This window comes from Streptomyces sp. a15 (genome assembly GCF_059026085.1).
This window is the reverse complement of sequence record NZ_JBWLKM010000021.1, coordinates 119,889-144,767: the sequence shown is the minus strand read 5'-3', so window position 1 is coordinate 144,767 and position 24,879 is coordinate 119,889. Positions and strand designations below refer to the sequence as shown.

General features: G+C 69.0%; 23 protein-coding genes. 13 read left to right on the top strand and 10 right to left on the bottom strand.

Features of this window, described 5'->3' with window-relative positions:
- Positions 1-522 (top strand): FG-GAP repeat domain-containing protein (locus AC5P09_RS22915; RefSeq protein ID WP_493875677.1); only part of this gene is annotated, 522 nt, incomplete at its 5' end.
- A 59-nt stretch (positions 523-581) separates the two neighbouring features.
- On the opposite strand, the gene AC5P09_RS22910 is transcribed toward AC5P09_RS22915, so the two are convergent.
- Together AC5P09_RS22910 and AC5P09_RS22905 are read right to left on the bottom strand one after the other, a co-directional pair.
- Positions 582-1,961, bottom strand: coding sequence for an MFS transporter (locus AC5P09_RS22910; RefSeq protein WP_493875676.1), 1,380 nt, complete (start codon positions 1,959-1,961; stop codon positions 582-584).
- Between the two features lie 174 nt (positions 1,962-2,135).
- Positions 2,136-3,068 carry an intradiol ring-cleavage dioxygenase gene (locus AC5P09_RS22905; protein ID WP_493875675.1) on the bottom strand — a complete coding sequence of 311 codons (933 nt, stop codon included), beginning with the start codon at positions 3,066-3,068 and terminating at the stop codon, positions 2,136-2,138.
- Positions 3,069-3,103: 35 nt separating this feature from the next.
- On the opposite strand from AC5P09_RS22905, the gene AC5P09_RS22900 reads away from it, so the two are divergent.
- On the top strand, positions 3,104-3,313 hold the full coding sequence (locus tag AC5P09_RS22900; protein ID WP_493875674.1) for a twin-arginine translocation signal domain-containing protein: 210 nt from the start codon (positions 3,104-3,106) through the stop codon (positions 3,311-3,313).
- Here AC5P09_RS22900 and aspS read toward each other — a convergent pair.
- Entirely contained in the window at positions 3,231-4,994 is a 1,764-nt protein-coding gene (gene aspS / locus AC5P09_RS22895; RefSeq protein WP_493875673.1) for an aspartate--tRNA ligase, read from the bottom strand. The genes AC5P09_RS22900 and aspS overlap by 83 nt on opposite strands.
- A 150-nt stretch (positions 4,995-5,144) precedes the next feature.
- Here aspS and AC5P09_RS22890 point away from each other — a divergent pair, with 150 nt between their 5' ends.
- Together AC5P09_RS22890 and AC5P09_RS22885 are read left to right on the top strand one after the other, a co-directional pair.
- Complete coding sequence (locus tag AC5P09_RS22890) at positions 5,145-7,277, top strand: SpoIIE family protein phosphatase (protein ID WP_493875672.1); 2,133 nt, start codon at positions 5,145-5,147, stop codon at positions 7,275-7,277.
- 112 nt (positions 7,278-7,389) lie between these two features.
- Entirely contained in the window at positions 7,390-8,316 is a 927-nt protein-coding gene (locus AC5P09_RS22885) for a BRO-N domain-containing protein (RefSeq protein WP_493875671.1), read from the top strand.
- An 88-nt stretch (positions 8,317-8,404) separates the two neighbouring features.
- Here the strand turns inward: AC5P09_RS22885 and AC5P09_RS22880 are convergent, their stop codons facing one another.
- Together AC5P09_RS22880 and AC5P09_RS22875 are read right to left on the bottom strand one after the other, a co-directional pair.
- Positions 8,405-9,376 (bottom strand): pirin family protein, encoded by a 972-nt coding sequence (locus tag AC5P09_RS22880; RefSeq protein ID WP_493875670.1) that lies wholly within the window; start codon positions 9,374-9,376, stop codon positions 8,405-8,407.
- 127 nt (positions 9,377-9,503) lie between these two features.
- Complete coding sequence (locus AC5P09_RS22875; RefSeq protein ID WP_266436507.1) at positions 9,504-9,977, bottom strand: SseB family protein; 474 nt, start codon at positions 9,975-9,977, stop codon at positions 9,504-9,506.
- Positions 9,978-10,210: 233 nt separating this feature from the next.
- Between AC5P09_RS22875 and AC5P09_RS22870 the strand changes: the two genes are divergently transcribed.
- The 4 genes from AC5P09_RS22870 (at position 10,211) to AC5P09_RS22855 (ending at position 14,749) form a co-directional block, all read left to right on the top strand.
- Positions 10,211-11,053, top strand: a complete 843-nt coding sequence (locus tag AC5P09_RS22870; RefSeq protein WP_493875669.1) for an intradiol ring-cleavage dioxygenase — start codon at positions 10,211-10,213, stop codon at positions 11,051-11,053.
- Between the two features lie 126 nt (positions 11,054-11,179).
- On the top strand, positions 11,180-13,006 hold the full coding sequence (locus AC5P09_RS22865) for an acyl-CoA dehydrogenase (protein WP_493875668.1): 1,827 nt from the start codon (positions 11,180-11,182) through the stop codon (positions 13,004-13,006).
- 99 nt (positions 13,007-13,105) lie between these two features.
- A complete protein-coding gene (locus AC5P09_RS22860; RefSeq protein WP_493875667.1) occupies positions 13,106-14,398 on the top strand; it encodes a M18 family aminopeptidase in 1,293 nt (430 codons plus the stop codon).
- Positions 14,399-14,497: 99 nt separating this feature from the next.
- Positions 14,498-14,749, top strand: a complete 252-nt coding sequence (locus AC5P09_RS22855) for a DUF6458 family protein (protein WP_493875666.1) — start codon at positions 14,498-14,500, stop codon at positions 14,747-14,749.
- Between the two features lie 161 nt (positions 14,750-14,910).
- Here AC5P09_RS22855 and AC5P09_RS22850 read toward each other — a convergent pair whose 3' ends face one another.
- Positions 14,911-15,363, bottom strand: coding sequence for an ATP-binding protein (locus AC5P09_RS22850; protein WP_493875665.1), 453 nt, complete (start codon positions 15,361-15,363; stop codon positions 14,911-14,913).
- A 227-nt stretch (positions 15,364-15,590) separates the two neighbouring features.
- On the opposite strand from AC5P09_RS22850, the gene AC5P09_RS22845 reads away from it, so the two are divergent.
- A complete protein-coding gene (locus tag AC5P09_RS22845) occupies positions 15,591-16,436 on the top strand; it encodes a helix-turn-helix domain-containing protein (RefSeq protein ID WP_493875664.1) in 846 nt (281 codons plus the stop codon).
- Positions 16,437-16,446: 10 nt separating this feature from the next.
- Complete coding sequence (locus AC5P09_RS22840) at positions 16,447-16,644, top strand: DUF397 domain-containing protein (protein WP_493875663.1); 198 nt, start codon at positions 16,447-16,449, stop codon at positions 16,642-16,644.
- A gap of 245 nt (positions 16,645-16,889) precedes the next feature.
- Here AC5P09_RS22840 and AC5P09_RS22835 read toward each other — a convergent pair whose 3' ends face one another.
- From AC5P09_RS22835 to AC5P09_RS22825, 3 genes are all read right to left on the bottom strand, one after another.
- Positions 16,890-20,165: a GH92 family glycosyl hydrolase gene (locus AC5P09_RS22835; RefSeq protein WP_493875662.1), complete on the bottom strand. Its 3,276-nt coding sequence runs from the start codon at positions 20,163-20,165 to the stop codon at positions 16,890-16,892.
- A gap of 279 nt (positions 20,166-20,444) precedes the next feature.
- Positions 20,445-20,828 (bottom strand): hypothetical protein, encoded by a 384-nt coding sequence (locus tag AC5P09_RS22830; protein WP_493875661.1) that lies wholly within the window; start codon positions 20,826-20,828, stop codon positions 20,445-20,447.
- A 129-nt stretch (positions 20,829-20,957) separates the two neighbouring features.
- Entirely contained in the window at positions 20,958-21,344 is a 387-nt protein-coding gene (locus AC5P09_RS22825; RefSeq protein ID WP_493875660.1) for a cupin domain-containing protein, read from the bottom strand.
- Positions 21,345-21,396: 52 nt separating this feature from the next.
- Here AC5P09_RS22825 and AC5P09_RS22820 point away from each other — a divergent pair, with 52 nt between their 5' ends.
- On the top strand, positions 21,397-22,395 hold the full coding sequence (locus AC5P09_RS22820; protein ID WP_493875659.1) for a helix-turn-helix domain-containing protein: 999 nt from the start codon (positions 21,397-21,399) through the stop codon (positions 22,393-22,395).
- A 7-nt stretch (positions 22,396-22,402) separates the two neighbouring features.
- Entirely contained in the window at positions 22,403-22,897 is a 495-nt protein-coding gene (locus tag AC5P09_RS22815) for an LURP-one-related/scramblase family protein (protein ID WP_493875658.1), read from the top strand.
- Between the two features lie 172 nt (positions 22,898-23,069).
- Here AC5P09_RS22815 and AC5P09_RS22810 read toward each other — a convergent pair whose 3' ends face one another.
- Positions 23,070-23,864 (bottom strand): carbon-nitrogen family hydrolase, encoded by a 795-nt coding sequence (locus AC5P09_RS22810; protein WP_493875657.1) that lies wholly within the window; start codon positions 23,862-23,864, stop codon positions 23,070-23,072.
- Positions 23,865-24,042: 178 nt separating this feature from the next.
- Between AC5P09_RS22810 and AC5P09_RS22805 the strand changes: the two genes are divergently transcribed.
- A complete protein-coding gene (locus AC5P09_RS22805) occupies positions 24,043-24,867 on the top strand; it encodes a maleylpyruvate isomerase family mycothiol-dependent enzyme (RefSeq protein ID WP_493875656.1) in 825 nt (274 codons plus the stop codon).
- The last annotated feature ends 12 nt before the right edge of the window (positions 24,868-24,879 follow it).

The following is a 24,879-nucleotide window of genomic DNA, read 5'->3' as shown; positions in this document are numbered from 1 at the left end:
AAGCCGTCGACGTCGTACACGACTCTCTCCAGCAGCGGCTGGAACCAGTACGACGTGCTGACCGCGCCCGGTGACGTGAGCGGCGACGGCCGCCCGGACCTGATCGCGCGCAACACCTCGACCGGTGCGGTGTACCTCTACAAGGGCACGAGCACCGGCAAGCTGTCCGCCCGCGTGAAGCTCTACGACAACTGGAAGACGTACAAGAAGATCGTGGGCGTCGGCGACCTCAACGGCGACGGCATCGGCGACCTCCTCGCCCAGGACAAGGCCAACACCCTGTACCGCTACTACGGCAAGGGCAACGGCACCTTCGGCGCCCGCACCAAGCTCTTCGCGAACTGGGGAGGCTCGTACAACGCGATCGTCGGCGTCGGCGACCTCACCGACGACGGCAGGGCCGACCTCGTCTCCCGCGACACCAGCGGCAACGTCTGGCGCAACAGCGGCGACGGCAAGGGGTCGTTCGGCGGACGGGCGAAGATCGCGACCGGGTGGAGCGGCTACAAGTCCCTGTCCTGAACGGTTGGTTGTGCATGCAGGCGCCCGGGGTGTGTTCGCCCCGGGCGTCTTCGCGCGTCTCAGGAGACGACAGGGCGCTGTGCGCTCGCCTCCTGCGGATCCTGCGGATCCTGCGGATCCTGCGGGGTCCGCGCCAGGGCGTCGGGCGTCCCGCGGGTGTTCCTGACGTAGATCACTCCGAGCACCGCTAGCAGGGACGCGGCGGAGAGTGTGTACAGGCCGCCGTTCGTGCTGCCGGTCGTGTCCTTGAGGTAGCCGAAGAGGGTGGGGGAGACGAAACCGCCCAGGTTTCCGATGGAGTTGACCACGGCCAGACCCGGTGCGGCGATCTTCAGGTCGAGTCCGGACTGGGCCATCGGCCAGTACAGGGTGGCCGCGCACTTCCCGCCGACCGCGGCGAGCGTGAGGGCGGCGAGCCCGAACCAGGGAGAGCCCAGAGTGGCGAGGAAAGTGCCCACGGCCGACAGGACCAGGGCGATCGCCAGATAGGGGCGGCGGTCGGGGGCCTTGTCGGTGAAGTGGCTGACCGTGTACATCGCGATCACGGCACAGATCCACGGTACGGCCGTGAGCAGCCCGACCTGGAAGGGCGACAGCCCGCCGATGTCGTCGACCAGGCTCGGCAGCCAGAAGGTGATCGCGTACCCGGTGAGGGCCATCGCGAAGAAGACGCCGGTCAGCAGGGCGACCTGGGGGTGGAACAGGAGCTTGAGCCGCGAGACCTTCGGGGCGCGGCTGCGGGCCTCCTTGTCACGGTCGACGGCCGCGGTCAGCGCCGCCTTCTCCTCCCGTGTGAGCCAGCGGGCGTCCTCGATACGGGAGACGAGGAAGAACCCGGCGATGAACCCGACGAGGATCGAGAAGGCGCCCTCCAGCGCGAACATCCAACGCCAGCCGGCGAATCCGCCCGCCCCGTGCAGTTCGAGCAGCGCCCCGGTGATGGGACCCGTCACGATGTACGCCGTCGCCGAACCGCCGAGGAAGATCGCACTCGCCCGGCCCCGGCTGGAGTCGGGGAGCCACTGGGTGAAGTAGAGGAGCACGCCGGGGAAGAAACCGGCCTCCGCGACGCCGAGGAGGAAGCGGAGGGCGTAGAACATCGCGACGTTGTGGATGAAGCACATCGCCACGATCACCAGACCCCAGGTGATCATGATCCGGGTCAGCCAGACCCGGGCACCGAACCGCTCCATGAGCATGTTGCTCGGCACCTCGAACAGCGCGTACCCGATGAAGAACAGGCCCGCGCCGAGACCGTACGCGGTGGCACTCACCCCCACATCGGCCCGCAACTCGTCCTGGACGAAGCCGACGTTCGTCCGGTCCATCTGGTTGACCAGCAGCATCAGAACCAGGATCGGCAGCATGCGGCGCAGGAACTTGCCGACCGCTCGGCGTTCGGCGTCGGGTGTCACGACTTCTGACACGACTTCTGACATCGTTGTCTCCCTCGTGTGCACATACGTGAACTTCAATCACGTACGCGGGCACTGGGGGACGTTACGGAGGCTGATCTTCCGGGTCAATGGGTTGAGCAGATGTTCATGTACGCGAACGCGAACACGAGCAACTGGGGCAGCCCATTGACCCGGGGTGGGATCAGGGAGGCGGGATCAGGTGCCGTCGTTCGTCTCGTCCGGCGCGACGCCCATCGTGATGGTGCCCAGGACGCCCTTGGCGATGTTCTTCTTGTCGTACTTCAGCTTGAGGAGACCGCCCGTGGTGCCGCTCTGGTCGTAGATGGTGTCCTCGGTGAGCGTGGTGCGCTCGGTGGTACTGGTGGAGTACGGCTCGACCTCGGCGGAGGCGAGCACGGACTCCTCGTCGAAGAAGAACTGACCGGTGTGGCAGGCGTGCCCGCCCTCGTAGCCGGCGTCGGTCCACTCGCCGTCCACGTGCACCTTGGTGTGGATGTGAACACAGCGGCCGCGGTACCAGCCCGGGAAGACCGTCTTGAAGGTGACCCGGCCCTGCTTGTCGGTCTTCCACGTGCCGCGCAGATAGCGCTCGTCGTCGGTGGGCTCCTGGTGGACCCCGCCGGTGCCGCCGGTCGGCGCGCCCGACGGGGGCTCGCCGGTGGGCGTGCCACTCGGCGTGCCCGAGGGGGCGTCGGTGGGGGCGGTGCCGCCACCGCCGGCCGACGAACTCTCATAGCCGGAGTAGATGCCGAGCGCGTCGCAGTGCCAGATGTCGACGGCCGCGTTCGCGATCGGCTTGCAGGTCTCGGAGTCGATCACCTTGAGGGTGAGGGTGAGCGGGATGCCCTCCTTGTCCTCAGTGATGTCCTGGCGGATCTTGTCGGCGTCGATGTAGTAAGGACCCTCGGTGGTCTCCGAGGTGAGCTGGTAGCAGACCTCCGCGCCGGTGGCGGTGCTGCTCGCGGAGGCGGTGGCCGCCTTCCCGCTCTTCTCACCCGCGAAGGCACCCGCGGCGACGGCGCCGCCGACACCCACCGCCGCGGCCGCGCCCGCTCCGGCCACGACCACCTTGCGACGCGTCAGATCCCGCTTGTGTTTCGGCCCTTGGGCCGTCTGGTTTCCCGTCATGGACAGGGAAGTTAGGTAAGAAGGCTGTCAACGGCGTGGGAGAGGACTGTGGTTTGCCAAGCCACCGCGAGGGGGCCGGAAACCTACGGTGTCCGGAAACCGAGGGGCCCGGAAACCGACGTCGGTTTCCGGGCCCCTCGCGAAGAGAACTACTGAAGAGAACTACTTCGGCTGCGGCTTGCGCACCGACAGGTGCAGCTCCCTCAGCCGCGCCTCCTCCAGCTCCGTCGGCGCGCCCATCATGAGGTCCTGGGCGTTGCCGTTGAGCGGGAAGGCGATGGTCTCGCGGATGTTGGGCTCGTCGGCCAGCAGCATGACGATGCGGTCGACGCCGGGGGCGATGCCGCCGTGCGGCGGGGCGCCGAAGCGGAACGCGCGCAGCATGCCGGCGAACTTCTCCTCGACGGTCTCCCGGTCGTAGCCCGCGATCTCGAACGCCTTCAGCATGATCTCCGGCTCGTGGTTCCGGATCGCGCCGGAGGACAGCTCGACGCCGTTGCAGACGATGTCGTACTGCCAGCCCAGGATGTCCAGCGGGTCCTGGGTCTCCAGGGCCTCCAGACCGCCCTGCGGCATGGAGAACGGGTTGTGCGAGAAGTCGATCGCGCCGGTCTCCTCGTCCTTCTCGTACATCGGGAAGTCGACGATCCAGCAGAACCGGAAGACGTTCTCCTCGAAGTGCCCGGCGCGCTTCGCGGCCTCGACCCGCACCGCGCCCATGATCTTCGAGACCTCGTCGAACTCGCCCGCGCCGAAGAACACGGCGTGACCGGCGGCCAGCGACAGCCGCTTGGTCAGCTCGGCGACGTTCTCCTCGGTGAGGAACTTCGCGATCGGGCCGGTCAGCGAGCCGTCCTCGGCCACACGCACCCAGGCCAGGCCCTTGGCGCCCTGCGAGACCGCGAAGTCACCGAGCTGGTCGAAGAACTTCCTCGGCTGCGCGGAGACGTCCGGCACCGGCAGGGCACGTACGTGCTTGCCGGCGAAGGCCTTGAACTCCGAGCCCTCGAAGATGTCGGTGATGTCGACGAGCTCGAGCTGGGCGCGCAGGTCCGGCTTGTCGGAGCCGTACTTCAGCATCGCCTCGCGGAACGGGATGCGGGGGAAGGGGGACGTCACGTGACGGCCGTTCCCGAACTCCTCGAAGAGCTCGGTCATGAGCTTTTCGATCGGCTGGAAGACGTCCTCCTGCTCGACGAAGCTCATCTCGACGTCGAGCTGGTAGAACTCGCCCGGCGAGCGGTCCGCGCGGGCGTCCTCGTCGCGGAAGCAGGGCGCGATCTGGAAGTAGCGGTCGAAGCCCGAGATCATCAGCAGCTGCTTGAACTGCTGCGGGGCCTGGGGGAGGGCGTAGAACTTGCCCGGGTTCAGGCGGGAGGGAACGACGAAGTCGCGGGCGCCCTCGGGGGAGGTGGCGGACAGGATCGGCGTCGCCATCTCGTTGAAGCCCAGCGCCGTCATCTTGTGCCGGATCGCCGAGATGACCGACGTACGCAGCAGGATGTTGCGGTGCATGCGCTCGCGGCGCAGGTCCAGGAAGCGGTACTCCAGACGCCGCTCCTCGTTGACCCCGTCCTCGGTGTTGATCGTGAAGGGCAGCGGGGCCGCCGCGCCGAGCAGCTCGACCTCGCCGACCTCGACCTCGATCTCGCCGGACGGAAGGTCCGGGTTCACGTTCTCGGTTCCACGTGAAACAACCTTGCCGTCTACACGTACCGTCGACTCCTTGGACACCTTGTCCAGAGCCTCGTACGCCGGGGTGCCGGGGCGGGCCACCAGCTGCGTGATGCCGTAGTGGTCGCGCAGATCGATGAAGAGGATGCCGCCCAGGTCGCGCCGATTGTGCAGCCAGCCGCTCAGCCGGACGTCGGTGCCGACGTCAGAGGCGCGGAGCTCGCCGCAGGTGTGGGACCTGTACCGATGCATCGTCGTTCATCCAGCCTTCGCTGATCGGGGATCTCCGGGGCCCGGTGCCCGGACTTCCCAAGGGTACCGGCCACCCCACGATCGACTCCCCACCATTAAGAGCCCGGTGATCAGTGGCACTCCTCGTCCTCGTCTTCTTAAAGTGGGTCAATGCGCACTGGCGAGCCTCTGCCCGCCGTGGGGGAGGTTCTCGCCGCCCTCGCGACCGGCCTGTGGCACTGGGACACCGCCACGGGACTGGTCACGGTCGACACCGAGGCAGCCCGGCTGCTCGGGCTGCCCGCCGAGGAGACCGTCCTCACGGAAGCCCAGACCCGGGCCCGGCTCCACCCCGTCGACTGGAACGAGATCACCGGAGTGATCCAGCTCGCCGTCGCCGAGGACACCCTCGCCGAAGTGCGCGTCCGGATCATGGACGACCAGGGGCAGGTCGTCCGCGTCGTCCGCAGCCGCTCCAAGCCGTCCTTCGACCCGGTGAAGAAGGTGTACGAGCTGATCGGCACCCTCCAGGAGGTCACCGAACCCAGGCCCGGCACGCCCGCCGGACGCACCGCCGTCACCGGCGACTGGCGCCGCTCCCGCGAGGCCTTCCTGCTGGACGCGGGCCGCGCCCTGGCCGAGGCCCGCTCCACGACCGAGGTCCTGCGGGTCGCCGCCGGCCTGTCCATGCCCGGCTTCTCCCCGGACGGCCTCGCCGTCTTCGGCGTCGAGGGCGACCGCCTGACGATCATCGGCCACCACGGCCACCAGCCCGGCGACGAGAGCCCCTTCTCCCACATGGCCCTCGCCACGGACTACCCCGCCGCCGAGGTGGTCCGCACCGGCCGCGCCGTCTACCTCTCCTCCCCCGACGACTACAGGTCCCGCTACCCCGTCACCTGGCCGCTCGCCCAGCGCTTCGGCCGCCAGTCCTGGGCGTTCCTGCCCCTGACGGTGGCCGGCCGCACGATGGGCGCGTGGATGGCGGCCTTCGCGTATCCGGTGGCGTTCACCCCGGACGAGCGGTCGGTCCTGACCACGGTGGCCCGCATGCTCGCGCAGGCCCTCTCCCGGGCCGGGGTCGCGGAGTCGGAACGGGAGCTCACGGACGGCCTGCAACGCTCGATGCTGCCCACCCTCGGCCCCCAGATACCGGGCATGAGCGTCGCCGCGCGGTACGTCCCCACCGGCGGCGGCCTCCAGGTCGGCGGCGACTGGTACGACATGATCCCCCTGCCGGGCGGCCGCTTCGCCCTGGTCATCGGCGACGTCCAGGGCCACGACGTCCGCGCCGCGGGCCTGATGGGCCAGCTCCGCATAGCGCTCAGGGCGTACGCCTCCGAGGGCCACCGCCCCGACGCGGTCCTCTCCCGCGCCTCCCGCTTCCTGCACGGCATGACGTACGGCGACACAGAGGCCACCGACCTCCGCTTCGCGACCTGCCTCTACGTGGAGGCCGACCCCACGACCGGCATCCTGGACGTCGCCCGCGCCGGCCACCCCGACCCCGCGATCCGCATGGCGGACGGCACGGTCCTGACCCGCCCCACGGCCGGCGGCCTCCCCCTGGGCATCGACCCCGACGCCGACTACCCCACCACCCGGATCACCCTCGAACCCCGCGAGACCCTGCTGCTGTGCACCGACGGCCTCATCGAGACCGGCGGCCACGACATGGAGACCGGCTGGAAGCGCATCCGCACGATCCTGGAGGACCACAAGGGCGACCTGGAGGCCCTCGCCGACGCCCTGGTCCAGGCCGTGCACGGCCCCTCCTCCCACCACACCACCGGCCCACTGGCCGACCGCCGCGAGGACGACATAGCCGTCCTGCTGCTGTCCCGGCAGGGCGAGGGCACCGGCGACCCCGTCGTCGTACGCCCCCCGGTCCGCCGCACGATGCTCTCGGTGGCCCAGGCGGAACCGGAACGGGTCGCGGTGGCCCGGCAACAACTGCGCGAGCTCCTGCACGACTGGGCATCGGCGGACCAGGTGGACTCGGCGGTCCTGCTGCTCTCCGAGACACTGACCAACGTCCTCGTCCACACCGACGCCGACGCCCTGCTGCTCGCCGAGGTACGGGGCGACCCGGGCGAACGCCGGATGCGCGTCGAGGTAACGGACACCAGCGACGACCTCCCGCACAAGCGCAGACCGGGAGAGCTGGCGTCGTCCGGACGCGGACTGGTGCTCATCGAACTGCTCGCCGATGTGTGGGGGGTGGATCCGCGGGGCGAAGGGAAGAGCATCTGGTTCGAGCTCTGGGAGGCGACGGGGGAGGCGTCTGCGGACGGGACGTCATAGAGAAGGTACCTGTGCAGAATCGATGCGTCTGTCCACGTTCGGATGAACATCCTTGCTATTGACGCGAGTTGTTCCCACGCCTGCCTATTTTCCGAGGCGGAGGTGATGCTCGATGTACGAGCAGAAGAACACCCCGCCGGACCAGTCGGCGGGACAACGTCAGGACGCGATCGACATCAACGACTTCGTGTTCGCGGCCACGGGGGCGCGGGTGCGGAGGCTGACCATGCCGGACGGGACGCACTGGTTTCCCGCGGTGGATGTCTGCAATCAGTTGGGGTACACCAACCCTCGCAAGACTCTGCAGGACCATGTCCCCAAAGAGCACCGAGACATTCTCGAGACAGTAACTGGAGGTTACGCTCTCAGCATTCCTGCAGGTCGGGAGTGGCGACGAGACATGAACGTCGTGGACCTCCAAGGCCTGATCCGCTTGGTGAACGGCTGCACCAAGCCGGAGTCCCAGCCCTTCAAGGCGTGGGTCTCCGAAGTCATCGCCACCATCCAGCGCGACGGCTCCTACTCCCTGGAGCCTTCTCCCGCACCACTGGCCCACCCCGGCGGCTCCGCCTACCTCATGCCCCAACAGGTCGCCGACGCCATCATGCGGCTCGAAGAGCGGAACCTTCATGCGGACGAGATGCTGGCTGCCTCTGCGGGGGAGCGCAACGAACTGCTGCGGCGGATCGGCGAGGGCCAGGACAGGATGGTCGACGCACTGCGCGACCTGACCGAGGCCCTCAGGCAACCCCGCGCCGACTCCCGGCCCGCCGCAGCATCCGAGTTGACGCACCAGCAACTCCTCGCCACCTGGAAGGCGAGGAACCTGATCGTCACCGACGACGTCCACATGGTGGCCGCCTGCCTCGCTCCCGCCCTGGTGCAAGGCAGCGCCCGCTACCGGGTCGAGGAGATCGCCAACCGCACGGGACTGCCGTACGAACGCGTCCACGACTGCCTGCGGATGCTCATCAGGCGGGGCTGCGTACGGCAGGTCGGCTGCGCTCCGGACGGCGCGCCGGTCTACGTGCTGCCGTAGCACCACCCCACGCCGCAAGACAGGCCCGAAGCCGCAAAACGAAGTTGCGGCTTCGGGCCTGCTCGTAGCGTACTCAACCACCGGGCCCTTACAGGCCACCCTCGGACATCCCGTGCACGGCGGGGATCGTTCCCAGCCGCCCTTTCTGGAAATCGTCGAACGCCTGCTGCAGTTCCTCACGGGTGTTCATCACGAACGGCCCGTAGTGCGCCATCGGCTCACGGATCGGCTGACCGCCCAGGAGGACGACTTCCAGGTCCGGTGTGTTGGAGTCCTGCTTCTCGTCCGCACGGACCGTCAGCGAGGAACCCGCCCCGAACACGGCCGTCTGACCGAGGTGGATCGGACGCCGCTCCGCGCCCACCGCGCCCCGCCCCGCCATGACGTACGCCAGACCGTTGAAGTCCTCCCGCCACGGCAGGGTGATCTCCGCACCCGGCGCCAGTGTCGCGTGGATCATCGTGATCGGCGTGTGCGTGATGCCGGGACCGGCGTGGCCGTCCAGCTCGCCGGCGATGACCCGCATCAGGGCGCCACCGTCATGGGACGTGAGCAGCTGGACGTTGCCGCCGCGGATGTCCTGGTACCTCGGCGCCATCATCTTGTCCTTGGCGGGGAGGTTCACCCACAGCTGCAAACCGTGGAACAGCCCTCCGGACATGACCAGAGACTCCGGCGGCGCCTCGATGTGGAGCAGACCCGAACCGGCCGTCATCCACTGGGTGTCGCCGTTGGTGATGGTGCCGCCACCGCCGTTGGAGTCCTGGTGGTCGAAGATGCCGTCGACGATGTAGGTGACGGTCTCGAAGCCGCGGTGCGGGTGCCAGGGAGTGCCTTTCGGCTGGCCCGGCGCGTACTCCACCTCACCCATCTGGTCCATCATGATGAACGGATCCAGATGGCGGTAGTTGATCCCGGCGAACGCACGGCGCACCGGGAAGCCCTCACCCTCGAAACCGCTCGGCGCGGTCGTGACGGCGAGCACGGGACGGGCCGCGGCGTCTGCGGGCGCGGTGACGCGCGGCAGCGTCAGCGGGTTCTCGACGGTCACTGCAGGCATGTCGGTACCTCCTTGGTGCGTCCAGTTTAGTTGAGCATTGAACTTTCTGCCACCCGGAACAGAGAAAGCCCGGAGGGCATTCCCTCCGGGCTCTCGTCGGTAGGCGTCAGCCGTACACCCTGCGCACTCAGCCGTACATCCGCCGCATCGCGAACTCGACCATCTGCTCCACGGCCTTCGCGTCGAAGACCATGCGGTGCTCGCCCTCCATGTCGAGGACGAAGCCGTAGCCGGTCGGCAGCAGGTCGATCACCTCGGCGCCGGTGATGACGAAGTACTTGGACTCCTTGCCCGCGTACCGGCGCAGCTCCTTGAGCGAGGTGAACATGGGGATCACCGGCTGCTGGGTGTTGTGCAGGGCGAGGAAGCCGGGGTTGTCGCCGCGCGGGCAGTAGACCTTGGAGGTCGCGAAGACCTGCTGGAAGTCCTCGGCGGACAGCTGCCCGGTGGTGAAGGCCCGCACCGCGTCCGCGAGCGAGGGCGGGGACGGCTCGGGGTAGAGCGGCGGCTGCTGGCCGTAGCCGCCGACGCCGCCGGACATGGGCTGCTGCGGCGGGGCGTACCCCTGCTGTGCACCGACGTTCTGGTCGTAGCCGTACATGGGCGCAAGAGTACCGAGATCGACCGAGGGGCGGGCCGGTACGGGGCGGGCCGGTACGGGGTGGGTCGGTACGGGGTGGGTCGGTTCGGTGCGGGGTGGGTCGGCAAACCGACAGCGAATCGATAGTGACTTGACAGTCCGCGGCCTGGTGTTCTCGCGGCCACCGCTCATAGCGTCTGCCATGTCAGATAAAAGCGCCCACGAGACGGCACCGCACGGGCAAGGGGACAGCCATGCACGGACACCACGGCGACGAGGTCCACGAACACGACAGGGGACTCTCCTACGACCTTCCTGTCCTCGCCCGCCGCCGGATGATCCGGCTGATGGCGGGGGCGAGCCTGATTCCGCTGGTGGGCTGCACGTCGGAGGAGGACACCTCGGCGTCCTCGTCACCGTCGTCCTCCCCGTCGACCGAGTCGTCGTCCTCCTCGTCGCCCGTTCAGTGCGAGACGATCCCCGAGGAGACCGAAGGCCCCTTCCCCGGCGACGGCTCCAACGGCGTGAACGTCCTGCGGGAGAGCGGTGTCGTCCGCAGCGACATCACGCGGAGCTTCGGCGACTCCGCGGGCGGCACCGCCGAGGGCGTACCCCTGACGATCACGCTCACGGTGGTGGACGCCGCCTCCGGCTGCGGCACCCCCAAGAAGGGCGCCGCCGTCTATATCTGGCAATGCGACCGGGAGGGCAGGTACTCCCTGTACAACGACGGCGTGACGGACGAGAACTACCTGCGCGGCGTCCAGGAGGCGGACGACCAGGGCCAGGTCACGTTCAAGAGCATCTTCCCCGGCTGCTACCCGGGCCGCTGGCCGCACGTCCACTTCGAGGTCTACGGCAGCCTGGCCGACGCCACTGCGGCCAGGTCGATCACGAACACCTCGCAGCTCGCGCTGCCGAAGAACGTGAGCGACACGGTGTACGCCACCGACGGCTACAGCCAGAGCGGGACGAATCTCAGCGAGCTCTCCCTGGAGTCGGACAGCGTCTTCAGCGACAGCCACGACCAGCAGCTGGCGACGGTCACGGGCAGCGTCGGCCAGGGGTACACCGCGACGCTGACGGTGCCGGTGTGACCTGTCACAGATACCGGATCGGGGTTGCTTCTTATTACCGGCGGGTAGCATCATCGGTAGCTACTTGTTGGTATGTGAACTAGGTGCGAGGTCAGTCCCTCGCCGATCCTCTACGGAGCCGTCGCCATGGGGCACTACAAGTCGAATCTCCGCGACATCGAGTTCAACCTCTTCGAGGTCCTCGGGCGCGACAAGCTGTACGGGACCGGACCGTTCGAGGAGATGGACACCGAGACCGCGAAGAGCATCCTCGAGGAGTTGACCCGCCTCTCGGAGAACGAGCTGGCGGAGTCCTTCGCGGACGCCGACCGCAACCCGCCGGTCTTCGACCCGGAAACGAACACCGCGCCGGTACCGGCGACGTTCAGGAAGAGCTACAAGGCCTTCATGGACTCGGAGTACTGGCGCCTCGGCCTGCCCGAGGAGATCGGCGGTACGACCGCTCCCCCGTCCCTGATCTGGTCGTACGCGGAGCTGATCCTCGGCTCGAACCCGGCCGTGTGGATGTACTCCTCCGGCCCGGCGTTCGCCGGGATCCTCTTCGACGAGGGCAACGACGTACAGAAGAAGATCGCGCAGCTCGCCGTGGAGCGGACCTGGGGTTCGACCATGGTGCTCACCGAGCCCGACGCGGGCTCCGACGTGGGCGCCGGCCGCACCAAGGCGATCCCGCAGGAGGACGGCTCCTGGCACATCGAGGGCGTCAAGCGCTTCATCACGTCCGGTGAGCACGACATGGAGGAGAACATCCTCCACTACGTCCTCGCCCGCCCCGAGGGCCACGGCCCCGGCACCAAGGGCCTGTCCCTCTTCCTCGTCCCGAAGTACCTGTTCGACTTCGAGACCGGCGAGCTGGGCGAGCGCAACGGCGTGTACGCGACGAACGTCGAGCACAAGATGGGCCTCAAGGCCTCCAACACCTGCGAGATGACCTTCGGCGACCAGCACCCCGCCAAGGGCTGGCTGATCGGCGACAAGCACGACGGCATCCGCCAGATGTTCCGGATCATCGAGTTCGCACGGATGATGGTCGGCACGAAGGCGATCTCCACGCTGTCGACGGGCTACCTGAACGCGCTGGAGTACGCCAAGGAGCGCGTCCAGGGTCCCGACCTCGCGAACTTCATGGACAAGACCGCGCCCAAGGTCACCATCACGCACCACCCGGACGTACGCCGCGCGCTGATCACGCAGAAGGCGTACGCGGAGGGCATGCGGGCTCTCGTCCTCTACACCGCCTCGATCCAGGACGCGATCCAGGTCAAGGAGGCGGAGGGCGAGGACACCTCGACGGAGCACGCGCTCAACGACCTGCTCCTGCCGATCGTCAAGGGCTACGGCTCCGAGAAGGGCTACGAGCAGCTCGCCCAGTCCCTGCAGACCTTCGGCGGCTCCGGCTTCCTGCAGGAGTACCCGATCGAGCAGTACATCCGCGACGCCAAGATCGACACCCTGTACGAGGGCACGACCGCGATCCAGGGCCAGGACTTCTTCTTCCGGAAGATCGTCCGCAACCAGGGCGCGGCGCTGAACTCGCTCGCCGAGGACATCAAGAAGTTCCTCGCGCTGGGCACGGGCGGCGAGGAGCTGGCGGGCGCCCGCGAGCACCTGGCCAAGGCGGCCGTCGAGCTGGAGGCGATCGTCGGCCTGATGCTGACCGACCTCGCGGCGACCGAGCAGGACGTCAAGAACATCTACAAGGTGGGTCTGAACACGACCCGTCTGCTGATGGCCTCCGGTGACGTGGTCGTCGGCTATCTGCTTCTCAAGGGCGCCGCGATCGCCGCCGAGAAGCTGGAGACGGCCTCCGCCAAGGACAAGGCGTTCTACACCGGAAAGATCGCCGCGGCGAAGTTCTTCGCGGCCAACGTCCTGCCGGGCGTCACCCTGGCCCGCAAGATCGCCGAGGGTGCCGAGCTGGACCTGATGGAGCTGGACGAGGCCGCGTTCTAGGACACATCAGACCAGCCGTACACAGCTCCACATCGTCCACACGAGGGCCCGCTCCGCATCGCCGGGAGCGGGCCCTCGTACGTCGTTAAGGTGAACCCCATGAGCGCACCCTCCCGCTTCGACCGCGGCCACACCGACGACCTCATGTCCTTCCTCACGGCGAGCCCCTCGCCGTACCACGCGGTGGCCAACGCGGCCGAGCGCCTGGAGAAGGCCGGATTCCGACAGGTCGCGGAGACGGAAGCGTGGGACGGGACGACAGGCGGCCGGTACGTGCTGCGCGGCGGGGCGATCGTGGCGTGGTACGTGCCCGAGGGCGCCGAGCCGCACACTCCCTTCCGGATCATCGGCGCGCACACCGACTCGCCGAACCTGCGGGTCAAGCCGCGGCCCGACACGGGGGCGCACGGGTGGCGGCAGGTGGCCGTGGAGATCTACGGCGGTCCGCTGCTGAACTCGTGGCTGGACCGCGATCTGGGCCTGGCGGGCCGGCTGACCCTGCGGGACGGTTCGACGCGGCTGGTGAACATCGACCGGCCGCTGCTGCGGGTGCCCCAACTCGCCATCCACCTGGACCGTTCGGTGTCGTCGGAGGGCCTCAAGCTCGACAAGCAGCGCCATTTGCAGCCTATCTGGGGGCTCGGCAACGACGTCCGGGACGGCGATCTCATCGCCTTCCTGGAGGAGGAGACGGGGATCGGCGCGGGCGAGGTCACCGGCTGGGACCTGATGACGCACTCCGTGGAGGCGCCCGCCTACCTGGGCCGGGACGGCGAGCTGCTCGCCGGGCCGCGCATGGACAACCTGCTGTCCGTGCACTCCGGCGTGGCCGCGCTGGCGGCGCTCGCCGGGGGCGACCTGCCGTACATCCCCGTCCTCGCCGCCTTCGACCACGAGGAGAACGGCTCGCAGTCGGACACCGGCGCGGACGGACCGCTGCTCGGCAGCGTGCTGGAGCGTTCGGTGTTCGCGCGCGGAGGATCGTACGAGGACCGGGCGAGAGCCTTCGCGGGGACCGTCTGTCTGTCCTCCGACACGGGCCACGCGGTCCACCCCAACTACGCGGAGCGCCACGACCCGACGCACCACCCGCGCGTCAACGGCGGCCCGATCCTGAAGGTCAACGTCAACAACCGCTACGCCACGGACGGTTCGGGGCGGTCCGTCTTCGCCGCCGCCTGCGAGAAGGCGGACGTGCCGTTCCAGACCTTCGTCTCCAACAACTCCATGCCGTGCGGCACGACGATCGGCCCGATCACCGCGGCCCGCCACGGCATCATGACCGTCGACATCGGCGTGGCCATCCTGTCGATGCACAGCGCACGGGAGTTGTGCGGCGTCGACGACCCGCATCTGCTGGCGAACTCGCTGGTGGCGTTCCTGGCGGGCTAGGTTCCGGCCTCCAAGGGTTCCGCCCGGCATGGGGGTTGACAACCGGGGTACTCGCAGTCACGGACCGGATCGACCGGACCGGACAGGGAGGCGACACTCATGGGCCTCGGCGGGTGCATCATCCTCATCGCCGCGGGAGCCATCCTCACGTTCGCGACCGACTGGGACATGCAGGGGGTCAACCTCGATCTCGTCGGCATCATCCTGATGGTCGTCGGACTGATCGGCGTCAGCACCTTCAGCAGCATCGCGCGGCGCAGGCGCGTCGTCATGCCGCCCAGCACACCGGTCATCGAAGAGGAACGGCACCACAGCAGGCGGAACGGATACAGCGACGGCTACGGCGTCTGACCGGTATGCGGACATGACGCATCGACAGAAAGCCGACCCACCCCAATAGGGGCATACGCACTGGAGCGGCACAGGGCGCGAGGGCTCCGCGACGGCGGGGCCGAGTTCGAGGGTGCGGGACAGATCGGTTCCCGCACCCTCGCGCCTTTGCGTTGAGCTGATCATGGTGCCGCGGGGAGTCGTACGGGCGGGTGCGGGTCTACGGGCAGGTCGAACCACACCGCCTTGCCCTCCGGGTGCGGATGCTCGTGCCCGCCGTACGGGATGTCCGGGCCGTGACTCCAGCGGCCCTCGGTGACGGCGTCCACCAGACACAGGCCCCGTCCGCCGCCCTGCTCCCACATCTCCGTGGTCAACTCCCTTATCACCGGTGGGTTTTCGTCCCCGTCGTACACCACCACCCGCAGCCGCCCCTCCTCCACCGCCAGCCACAGCACCGTGCTGTCGCCCTTCGCGTGCACGCAGGCGTTGGTGACGAGTTCGGAGGTGCAGAGAATCGCGTCGTCGACGAGGGTGCCGTCCAGTTCCAGGGTGCGCAGGACGGTGGCGACGAAGTCGCGGGCGATGTGGGGCGACGTGTCGAGGGGTGGGCAGATGAGGGTGTACGAGGGCATGGGGCATCAACTCCGGTGGGTGAGGGGGATTGCGCGAGCCCGGCCGCGTTGCTGTCCGGCGCCCCGGTGTCGATGGTCGGGGTGGCACTTCCAACGGGAGGTGGGCGTGCGGGAGTTGCGGATGAGTGACCGCGGGGGCACTCTCCGTGAGATACGTTACGACCGTAGCGGCTCAGCCTGATACGCCTCAACCGGTCTGGAAAAGTACGACGAACGAGGAGGACGCCATGCCGCCGAGGGTCAACCCCACTGCCCGACAGGGCAGACTCGGTGCTGAACTGCGCAAGCTGCGCGAGGCGGCAGGCATCGAGTCGCGGGATGCCGCCGCCTTCCTCGGCGTGAACCAGACCCAGATCAGCCACATCGAATCCGGCCGGTTCGGAATCAGCGAGCAGCGGCTGCGCAGATTGGCCGGCTTCTACGAGTGCGGCGACAGCCAACTCGTGGACGCATTGGTCGAGATGGCGGTGCCGCGGTTCAAGGGCTGGTGGGAGGAGTACCGGGGCGTACTGCCTCCTCAGGCGCTCGACCTTGCCGAGTTGGAGCATCACGCGTCGTACGTCCGCGTATTCGAGGTGGTGCACATCCCCGGAGTCCTCCAGACCGAGGAGCACGCCCGTGCGGCCTCACTCTTCGTCGAACCCAGCCTTCCGGAGGAGGACCGCGAAGCCAGCGTCTCGTTTCGGATGCGGCGTCGACAGGTGCCGGAGTTGGGCACACCGTACGACGTCGTCATCCACGAGGCCGCGCTGCGCATGCGCGTCGGCGGTTCCGATGTCACCCGCGTCCAGCTCGAACACCTGCTTGAGGCGTCCGACTCGAAGTCGTTCACCCTTCGCGTCATCCCCTTCTCCGCCGAGGGTTTTGCGGGGGCCGGCTACCCCATGCAGTACGTTGGCGGAGTCGTGCCCCAACTCGACACCGTGCAGATCGACACGACCCACGGCGCCGAGTTCATCGACGCCACAGCACGGCTGAACCGCTACCGAACCCTCTTCGAGAGCATCGACAAGGCAGCCCTTCCGCAGGATGCTTCCCTCGACCTCATCCGCCGTATCGCACAGGAACTGTGAAGGAACCCCCGTGCCCGAAACCCTCCACTGGCAGAAGTCGTCGTTCTCCGGAGGCGGCTCCGACACCAACTGCCTGGAGATAGCCGCCACCCCCACCACCCTCCACCTCCGCGAGAGCGACACCCCGGCCACGATCCTCTCGCCCACCTCAACCGCCCTGAACGCCCTGCTCACGGCAGTGAAACGCGCCGCGACGTCCCGTCGGTGACGGCACAGTCGCACGCTGGCAATCAGACGGATACGGCGTTCCGCTGGGCCGTGTCCTGGCCGGCGCCAACCGGCACGTGATCGCCAGGCTCCCCTTCGGGAAAGCGGCCCGCACCGTTTCCGCCGGAATCTCCTGCGGCCCGCCCGGCCTCATCGACATCCGTAGCCCCCGAACGACAACGTCGGTCCCCAAGACCACAACCGGATCTTGGAGACCGACGTCACGCGAGCCCCCGGCTCAGGCCCTCAGGCCGTGGCCAGGCCGAACACGTGCATCCTGCCGCCGCTCGTGCTCGTCGGCAGCGTCACGCTCGCCAGCGTCTTGCCCGCCGTCAGGGTGATCGGCACGGTCGCGAACACGTACGTGTCCACGTCGTCCTTGCCGCCTCCGGAGAGCCGGTACGCGCTGCGCACGGCGACGGTGTTGCCGTAGGACGGATTCTGCCCACCGCCGCCGAGCGTCCAGTCGCTGAATCCGACCGTCACCTGCTGGGTGCTCCCGTCGGTGTACGTCAGCGTGAGCGTGCCGGTGCTCGCGCCGTTGCTCGCGCTGCCCAGCAGGGCGAGCTTCGTGGCCCCCGCCGAGCTGCCGGGCACGTCAAGGACCTGGTCGTCGCCGCCGGCCACGATGTTGTCGGGGTCCCCGGGGTTCACCTTCGGCCAGGTGAAGCTGAAGTCCCCGCTGGTCACCGTCGAACCGGGCGTGACCTTCTGGTCGGCCAGGGCCTTGGCCGAGTAGCTGGCGCCGCCGCCGTCGAAGTCGCCCGTCGGATCGCTGTCGTCGGCGGAGATCCCGTTGTTGTCGAGGTACCACAGCACGCTCCCGCGCGGGGCGACGGTGACGGCGAGCGACGCCTTCGCGACCGCCGTGCCGGAGGCGTCCTTCAGCGTCAGCGGGACCGTGTGGAAGCCGTTGTCGGCGCCCGCCGCGGCCGTCACCGTGAACGTCGCGGTGCCGGTGCCGCCCGCTCCCGGCACGGCGACGTCGCCGTCCGCGGGAGTGACCGTCAGGCCGTCCGGCGGGGCGGCCGTCCAGTGCAGGGTGCTGTCCTCGTCGCGCAGCGACCGCACGGTGACGGTCACCTTCCCGGAGGTGTCCCCGGGCTGCACGCGCACGCGTGCGGGGCCGACACCGGTGAAGTACGGCTGCTCGCCCTGCCGGAAGGAGGGCGGCGCGTCGCCCGCTGCACTGCCCCAGGAGGTGTTCGCCTCGGTCCCCAGGCTGTAGTCCAGGGTGCCGCCGTCGGCGACGAAGGACTCCGGCAGCCAGGCGCGGTCGCTCGCCTTGCCGTTCACCTTCAGGGACTGCACGTAGTACTTGTCCGCCGAGGCGCCGGGCGCGTTCACGGTGATCGTCTGTCCGCTGCCCCGATGGATGGTGATCTTCGAGAACAGCGGGCTGGCCAGGACCATTTCGGCACGGCCGGGCACCTGCGGATACATGCCGAGCGCGCCCCACACGTACCAGGCGGACATCGTGCCCAGGTCGTCGTTGCCCACCAGACCGTCGGGACCGGGTCCGTAGAGGGTGTTCAGGGCGCGTCGTACGACGTCCTGCGTGCGGTACGGGGCGCCCGCGTAGGCGTAGGCGTACGGGGAGTTCAGGGACGGCTCGTTGCCCAGGAAGGCGTACGGCTCGTGGGGGCCCGCGTTCAGCTTCGTGAAGAAGGTGTCCAGCCGCTTCACGGCCGCCTTGTCACCGCCCACCGCGCGGAAGAGCCCCTCCAGGTCGTACGGCACCATCCACTGGTACTGGGCGCCGTTGCCCTCCATGTACGAGCTGGAGTCCGCCGGATCGTACGCGTCCAGGAAGGAGCCGTCCCGGTTGCGCGGCTGGATGGAGTCGTTGGCCGGGTTGAACAGGTTCTGCCAGTTCTGCGCACGGCCCATGAACTCGGCCTGGGTGGAGGTCTGGCCGAGCCGCCCGGCGAGCTGCGCGATGCCGAAGTCGGCGGTCGTGTACTCCAGGGTCGTGGAGGGGTCGCCCGGCAGGTAGCCGAGCTTCTTGTAGTCGGCGAGCCCGTACCGTTCCACGTACCGCGCGCCGGACGGCTGCACCGTCGTGGCGCCCTTCACCATGGAGGCGAGCGCGTCCTTCGCGTCGAAACCCGTGGCCCCGAAGGCGTACATGCTCGCCAGGATCGAGTGGTACGGGTCGCCGTTCATGACGCCGTTGAAGTCGTTGTTCACCGACCAGCGGTCCCATACGTCGCCCGCCTGGTGGGCCTGGTTGTACATCGACTGCGCGATGTCCCCGGCCTCCTTGGGGGCGAGCAGCGCCAGGAGCTGCACTTCGGAGCGGTAGATGTCCCAGCCGGAGAAGTTGGCGTACTGGACGTGCCCCTTGGCCACCTGGTGGACCCGTCCGTCGAAGCCGATGTACTGGCCGTCGGTGTCACTGAAGACGTTCGGCTGGATCAGCGAGTGGTACAGGGCGGTGTAGAAGGTGGTCCGCTGCGCGTCGGTGCCGCCTTGGACGCGGATCTGGTTCAGCCGCTCGTTCCACGCCGCACGCGCGCGTGCGGCCACATCGTCGAACCCCAAGGACCCCTGCTCGGCCTTCGCGTTCGCCGCGGCGCCGTCGACACTGACGTACGACAGGCCGACCTTGACGCCGACCGAGCGGTCCCGGGCGGTGTCGAAGGTCACGTACGCGCCGGAGCCGGGCCCGGAGACGCTGACGGACTTCTGCTCCACCTTCTCGTCGGCCGTGTCACCCGTCGCCGCGTCGGTCTTGTCCATGTCGACCTTCGGGCGCGCGGTGCCGCGCACGCTCTCGTCGCCCGGGGTGACGGAGTCGTTGTGCCAGGTGCCCACGGAGGCGAAGGGGCGGTCGAAGGTTGCCGAGAAGTACACGCGGTAGCGGTTGATGCCGCCGCAGAACTTTCCGCTCGCCACGTAACCGCTGATCGTACGGCGGTCCTCGCTGATGGTGGCCTGTGCGTCGTTCGCACCGCCGATCGATCCGGAGACGTTCACCAGGAGCGAGGCGGTCTTGTCGCCCTCCGGATAGGTGAACCGCCCCGCGCCCGACCGCTGCGTGGCGGCCAGTTCGACCTTCGTTCCGGAGTCGAGCGTGACGCCGTAGGAGCCCGGCGAGGCCTTCTCGTCGTCGTGCGAGAAGCCGTCCAGGTAGCGGTCGGGGTCGGTGGCGGGGGAGGTGGTGACCTGCCCCGAGTACGGCATGAAGGGCAGGTCCTGGGCGCCGTAGCAGCCGGCACCGGACAGGTGGGTCAGGCTGAAGCCGCGGATCTTGTCGTCGTCGTAGAGGTAACCGCCCGGCTGGGAACGGTCGGTGTCCGGGCTCCACTGGACCATCCCGAACGGGGCGACGGCCCCCGGGAACGTGTTCCCGGCACCGCCGCCGGTACCGAAGTCGGGCCCGCCGGCTTTCGTACCGACGAAGGGGTTCACGTATTGGGCGAGGTCGGTGGTGCCACCGCCGTCGGCCACGGTGTCCGCCGGGGCCGCCTGCGTCGGCACGGACGCGCCGAGGGTGACGAGGGCGGCCCCGATGGCCACGGCGGCAAGAGAGAGTCCCGCGCTCGCACGCGGGCGCGGGCGCGGGCGCGGGATGAGTGTGCGTGGGGGGTGCATAAGGCGAGGCGCCTTTCGTCGAACGCCTTTGCGGGCACGTTTGGACCCGCAAGTCATGGGCATCCAATCGGCTTTGCGGACATAAGGGCGTGATCGACATCAAGATGCACATGGTGCGCTCCGTTTCGTCGCGGGCCTGCCGTTTTCTGCGTGTTCGGTGAAGGGTCCGGTGATCATGTGACGTGTGGGCCTGTAGTTGGCCGTTCACTGTCCGGCTGCGCGTGGTCGGGACACACCGCGCCCGATCCGCACTCGGCTGTCGCGCCCCGCCGGCCCCGGCCGGGCCGTCAGCTCCTTCGCCGTCGCCCCCTGTCGCCACTGCGGCACAACCGACGTCGGGACCGGGGCCTTCACCCCCGCCGACACCCCGACCAGGACCTCCGGCGGGCGGGGAACCGGCGCGTCTGCGACCTCGACGGAAGCGGCCAGGGCCTCGGCGAGCTCCACCCGGGCGATCACCCGGCGCTCCAACACCGCCTCCACCGCGCCGAGTTCAGCAAGAATCCGCTCCGCTTCCGCACGAAGCTCCTCTGCCCGCACCCGGGCAGCAGCCTCCCGGGCCTCCAGCAACCCCATCACCGATGCCACCGGTCATCCCCACATCGCCGAGAACGAACGGATCGCCCGATCCCCGCAACGACACCGCAACCATGCCTGACCAGTGGAAAGTCACCGATCACAGCCGGAAGGACAACAGCTTCTCTTCCGCGCGGCCCCTTAGGAGAGCGCGTGCCCCGTCGTCGCGTCCACGTGGTCCGGCACCTCGTCGTGGCGGTCGCCGACGGTGAGGGTGCCAGTGGGTTCGAAGACGAGGATCGCGGTCGCCTCGGGGGCGTACGGCTTGTGTTCCGTGCCGCGCGGGACCGTGAAGAGCGAGCCCTTGGGGAGGACGACCGTGCGTTCGCCGTCCGTCTCCCGCAGAAAGATGTGCAGCTCGCCGTCGAGGACCAGGAAGAACTCGTCGGTGTGGTCGTGGACGTGCCAGACGTGCTCGCCCTCGACCTTCGCGACGCGTACGTCGTAGTCGTTGACGGACGTGACGATGCGAGGGCTCCACAGCTCGGTGAAGGAGGCGAGGGCGGCGGACAGCGCGATGGGTTCCATGGGCTCATCGTGCGGGGTGCGAGGTTCACCGTACGAGTGCTAGAAATCGCACATGACGCAAGGATCCTCTCAGCGCCCTCACCGGGTGGCCGTGATCGTCGACGAGGGCACGAACCCCTTCGAGGTCGGTGTGGCCACCGAGCTCTTCGGGCTGCCGCGGCCCGAACTGGGGCTGGAGAACCCGCCGTACGAGGTGACGTTGTGCGCGCCCGCGCCCGAGGTGCGGATGAACCACGGCTTCTTCACGCTGACCCGGGTGCCCGGCCTGGACGCCATGGACGACGCCGACACGCTCGTCGTGCCCGGGCGCCCGGACAACGTCGTGCCGCGCGGCGCCGCCGTACTCGACGCGATCCGGCGCACGCACGCGCGTGGAGCCCGCGTCATCAGCCTGTGCACGGGCAGCTTCGCGCTCGCCGAGGCCGGGCTGCTGGACGGGCGGCGGGCCACGACCCACTGGCTGTGGGCGGACTCGTTCCGGGAACTGCACCCCAAGGTCGTGCTGGAGCCGGACGTGCTGTTCGTGGACGAGGGCGACATCCTCACGGCCGCGGGCAGCGCCGCCGCGCTCGATCTCGGGCTGCACATCTGGCGCCGGGACCACGGCGCCGAGATCGCCAACGCGGTGTCCCGGCGGCTCGTCTTCGCCGCCCACCGGGACGGCGGGCAACGGCAGTTCGTGGAGCGGCCGGTGCCGGACGTACCCGACGAGTCGCTGGGGCCGCTGGTGGCGTGGGCGCAGGAACGGTTGGGGGAGCCGCTGACGGTGGCGGACCTGGCGGCGCGGGCGGCGGTCTCGCCGGCGACCCTGCACCGGCGCTTCCGCGCACAGCTCGGGACGACCCCGCTGGCCTGGCTGACGGGGGAGCGGGTGGCGCTCGCCTGCCGGCTGATCGAGCGCGGGGAGGAACGGCTGGACGTGGTGGCCGCCCGGAGCGGCCTGGGGACGGCCGCGAACCTACGCGCGCGCGTGCGGCGCGAGACCGGCCTCAGTCCGTCGGCCTACCGGCGGCGTTTCGGACCGGCCGCCGGGGAGGCGGTGAGGGTATGAGGACGGTATGAGATTCCTCGTACGCGACCGGCTCCTCGGCATCGGTGACGACTACTGGATCGAGGACGACCGCGGCAACAAGGTGTTCCTCGTCGACGGCAAGGCGATGCGGCTGCGGGACACCTTCGAGCTGAAGGACACGCAGGGGCGCGTCCTCATCGACATCCGCCAGAAGATGTTCGCCCTGCGCGACACGATGGTGATCGAACGGGAGGGCGAACCGCTCGCCACGATCCGCCGCAAGCGGCTGTCACTGCTCCGCAACCACTACCGGGTGGCCCTGGCGGACGGCAGCACGGAGCTGGACGTCAGCGGCAAGATCCTCGACCGCGAGTTCGCCGTCGAGTACGACGGCGAACTCCTGGCCGTCATCTCCCGCCGCTGGCTCCACGTCCGGGAGACCTACGGCGTGGACGTCGTACGGGAGGACGCGGACCCGGCGCTGCTGATCGCGGTGGCGGTCTGCGTGATCCACCTGGCGGAGAAGGAACGGGAGGACTGACGCCTCCGCCGCCGGGCGTGAGACTCAGCCGTCCGGGCGTGAGACTCAGCCCGTCCGGCGTTTGAGGACGAGGCCCTTCAGGCCGAAGCGGGGGTCTGGGGGCGCAGCCCCCAGGGACGGGACGGGAAGGGGCGGAGGGGGCGAAAACCCTGGCGCGCACCACAGCCCACCTTCACCGACGCGGCACCGCCACCCCGAGCACCCGGTCCTTCAGCGCCGGGAACTGCTCGCGGGTCGTCGCGACCTTCCCGGGGTCGAACTCCACCGTGAGGACCTCCTCGTCGGCCCCCGCCTCCCCCAGCACCTCACCCCACGGACCGACCACGATCGAGTGACCCGCCTGCGGAACTCCGGCGTGCGTCCCGGCCGTTCCACACGCGAGCACGAACGCCTGGTTCTCCACCGCCCGCGCCTGAGCCAGCAGCGTCCAGTGCGCCCGGCGGCGCTCCGGCCAGCCCGCCGGGACGACCAGGGTCTCGGCACCGGCGTCGACGAGACCGCGGAAGAGTTCGGGGAAACGGAGGTCGTAGCAGGTCGCCATGCCGACGGTCGTGTCCGGCAGGCGCACCGTCACCAGCTCCGCACCCGCGCCCATCAGCACGGCCTCGCCCTTGTCGAAGCCGAAGCGGTGGATCTTGCGGTAGGAGGCCGCCAGATCGCCGGAAGGAGAGAAGACGAGGGAGGTGTTGTAGAGGGTCCCGTCCGGGGCGCGCTCCGGAATCGAACCGGCGTGCAGCCACACGCCCGTGTCGCTCGCCGCCTTCGCCATGGCCTCGTACGTCGGCCCCTGAAGCGGCTCGGACTCGCCCGCGAACTCCTCGAACGCGAATGCCCCGGTGGTCCACAACTCGGGCAGGACGACCAGGTGGGCGCCCGCCTGATCCCGTACCAGCGAGGCCACACGCCGCCGACGTGAGTCGACCGATTCGCCCTCGTCCACGGCGATCTGGATCAAAGAGGCGCGCACACTACCACCGTCCTGGCATTCGAGACGTCCACACGGGCCTACGATCGTCACACGAAAGCACTGCCAGCGTGCCTCACAGCAGCGTAACTTAGCGTCCCAAGACACCCGCTGACAGCCACCTCCCGCAGGCAACGCCGCCGCAACCGCCCGAGTACCGACCGCCGAGGGGTCCCGTTCCGTGAGTCTGCATCCCACTCTCCAGCCCTACGCCGACGCCTGGACCCACTCCATCGAAGCGATATCCGAGCTGGTGCAGCCGCTCGTGGAGGGTGAGTGGAACCGACGAACGCCGTGCCCCGGCTGGTCCGTCCGTGACATCGTCTCCCATGTCATCGGCCTGGACTGCGAGATGCTCGGCGATCCGCGCCCCATCCACACGCTGCCGCGCGACTTGTTCCACGTCACCAACGAGCACCAGCGCTACATGGAAATGCAGGTCGACGTCCGCCGTCACCACACGGCGCCGGAGATGACCTCCGAGCTGGAGTACGTGATCATCCGTCGCAACCGCCAGCTGCGCAACGAGTCCCGTGACCCCGGCAAGAAGGTGCGCGGCCACGTCAGCACCGAGGTCACCCTCGAAGAGGCCATGCGCGATCACGCGTTCAACGTGTGGGTGCACGAGCAGGACCTGCGCGCCGCCCTCGGCCGTCCCGGCAACCTCGACTCCCCGGGCGCGCACATCGCTCGTGACGTGCTGCTCGCCGCGCTCCCCGACATCGTGGCGGTCAAGGCCGAGGCTCCCCGCAGCTCGGCGATCGTCTTCGACGTGCACGGGCCCATCGAGTTCCTGCGCACGATCCGCATCGACATCCAGGGGCGCGGCACCCTCGAAACGGTCCCCGCGCTCGGCCCCGCCGCCACGCTCACCCTCGACTGGGAGACGTACGTCCGCCTCGCCTGCGGCCGTGTGACGCCGGAGGCGGTCGCGGACCGGGTGAAGGCGGAGGGGGATCCCGCACTGACGGGGGCGATCCTGCGGAACTTCAGGGTGACGCCGTAGGGACCTTGTCCC